Source organism: Corallococcus sp. CA053C (assembly GCF_003611675.1).
Taxonomy (GTDB): Bacteria; Myxococcota; Myxococcia; order Myxococcales; family Myxococcaceae; genus Corallococcus.
The window spans coordinates 1-2,261 of sequence record NZ_RAWA01000713.1 but is presented as its reverse complement, the minus strand read 5'-3'; the positions used below and the strand labels follow the sequence as shown (position 1 = coordinate 2,261).

Below are 2,261 nucleotides of genomic sequence, written 5' to 3'. Positions count from 1 at the left end.
ACCTTCAGTCGCGATAGGCGACGCGTTGAAAGCACAGCTGCCTCCAGCGCCACCCCCGCCGCCCGCGGTCCCTGGCTTCCCAGGCGTCCCATTCTCTCCGGGCGCCCCCGCGACCCACAGGCCGGCGGACAGGACGCCGTCACCCGTGCCGCCCTTGCCTGCCGTGCCACCGCCGCCGTTCGCGCCGGCGAGGCCTGCGGCGCCACCGAGTGCGTTGCACGTACACTCGAAGGTATTGCAATTCTCAGGGAGAACCGCGGCTTGGGGACCACCGTCCCCACCGCGTCCACCGGCACCATTGGGTCCTCCGTCTGCCCCGCTTTCGCCCGCCGAGGTTGAAAGACTCTTGCCTCCCTGGCCGCCTACCCGCTGAACATCACAGGGGGATGCACCACCAGCGCCGCCGATCGCGTTGCTGCCGTTGCTATCCACTCCAGGATTACCGCTGCCACCAAATGTCCCGGCGCCTCCGTCACTTCCGTCGCGGCCAGGACCACCATTCCCAGCCACAACGACCATCTGCTGCAGCATGACGTTGCTGCTATTGAGCACGCGCAGCGCGATGGACGGCTCACTGAAATTGGCTGCGTTGGCAGAGGCGATGTGCAGCGTGTTCAGCACCACGCTCGCATTGGTCACGTCGCTCACAGTGAAGGCCAGGGTGCCGCCATCAATGAGCGTGGGTTCGCTGCTCTGGAAGCGACTCCAGAAGCGGAACCCTGGGGTGACCCACTGATAGCCGCCGTAGAGCGACACCGGCGTGGTTACGACAATGGGCGACTCGTTGTACGTCCCGACGCCCAGGTACACGCTCTTGCGTCCCGTACCATCGGCATTGGTGCGGATCCGCTCGAGGGCGTTGGTCAGGGTCTTCAGCGGATGGAGTGGGGTGCCATCATCCCCGTCGTTGCCGCGCTCTGGATCCACGAAGTAGCCCGCGCTGGCCATGCCATCCACGCCGTCGCAGTTGAGGTCCTTGCCTTCGGGATCGGGCTCATCCATCTCCGAGGAGGGAGTGCAAGTGGGCTCCGGATCCACCGGTCCACTGTCGACCCCGCCATCCCCCGCGCCGCCATCCGGACCGCAGCGTCCCTCGCTCACGCACTTTTCATAGGCCGTGTCGAAGTCGTTACAGCCGCCCACGCTGAGCACCGCACCGAACACCGCGCCCAGCGCTCCGACCTTCCAGATGTTCCGCATGGTCCTCCCCGAACTCACTGCCACGTCCCGGCGAGACTCAGGCCACCACCCTGGGGCGTGAGCGTCACGGACGGCTGAACGGAAGTCTTCTTCGTCGGCAGGAAGTACATCAGCGCGCCCGCCGTCAGCGCCGCCGCGCCCACGCCAATCCCCACCACGCCCATCGTCTGCGACCGCTTGCCGGAGTCCCTCGCGGCATCCGCCTGGGCCAGCGTCGGGAACTCCTTGTTCTCCAGGTCGCTGAACTTGCTCCGCGACTGCACAAGGAACACCGTGCCAACGCCCGCGAGCACCACGCCGCCCGCCGCCGGCACCCACGCCCACTTGCGCCGCCCCGGCGTCTCCACCTTCGGCGCGTCCTTCGACGTGTCACTCAGGTCCATCTGCGTGGGCGGCTCGATGCCCGGCGTCACCGGTGTCACCGGCTGCTTCACACCCGGCGTCACCTGCGGCGTCTGGACCACGGGCGGCGTCACCGGCGCCACCGGCTCCGGCCGCAGCACCCGCAGCGTGGTGGGCACCACCACGTCCAACGACTGCGTAAGCGCGTCCATCACCTGGTCCTTCTTCACCTCTGGCACGGAGTGCTCGACCAGCGGTGCCCCATCCTTGGCGGTGTAGACGCGCACGCCGGCCTTGAAGCCGTTGAGGTAGGGCACCACCTCCGTCACCATCACCACGTCCGTCTTCGCCGCCACGCCCAGCGACGCGATGCAGGACGGCTGCGTGCGTTTGCAGCGCATCATCGCCGCGCGCTGCTTCTTCGGCAGGGTGCGCGTCACGTCCTCCACGCGCACCACCTCCAGGCCCCGGGCCTTGAGCTGGTCGGCCACGTGCTCCTGGGCGACTCCGACGAGATAGCGGGGCGTGCCTCGCGTCACGTCCGTCGGCGCCAGCAACACGGTGAGGGGTTTCGTGGAGGAGGTGGACGCTGGCGCCTGGGCAACCACCAGGGTGAGCGCGGCGAGGAAGGGGATCAACACGGGACCACTTTCTCCCCGAGCCGACCTCCTCGCAAGGTCAGGATTCGCGGACCCGCGTGGTGGGACAGGGCCCCACCC

General features: G+C 68.1%; 2 protein-coding genes. Both read right to left on the bottom strand.

What is annotated here, in order from left to right:
• Window positions 1-1,200 (bottom strand): DUF1565 domain-containing protein (locus D7V97_RS42465; RefSeq protein WP_120616205.1); only part of this gene is annotated, 1,200 nt, incomplete at its 3' end.
• Window positions 1,201-1,214: 14 nt separating this feature from the next.
• On the bottom strand, window positions 1,215-2,183 hold the full coding sequence (locus tag D7V97_RS42460; RefSeq protein WP_147445239.1) for a hypothetical protein: 969 nt from the start codon (window positions 2,181-2,183) through the stop codon (window positions 1,215-1,217).
• Between the last annotated feature and the right edge of the window lie 78 nt (window positions 2,184-2,261).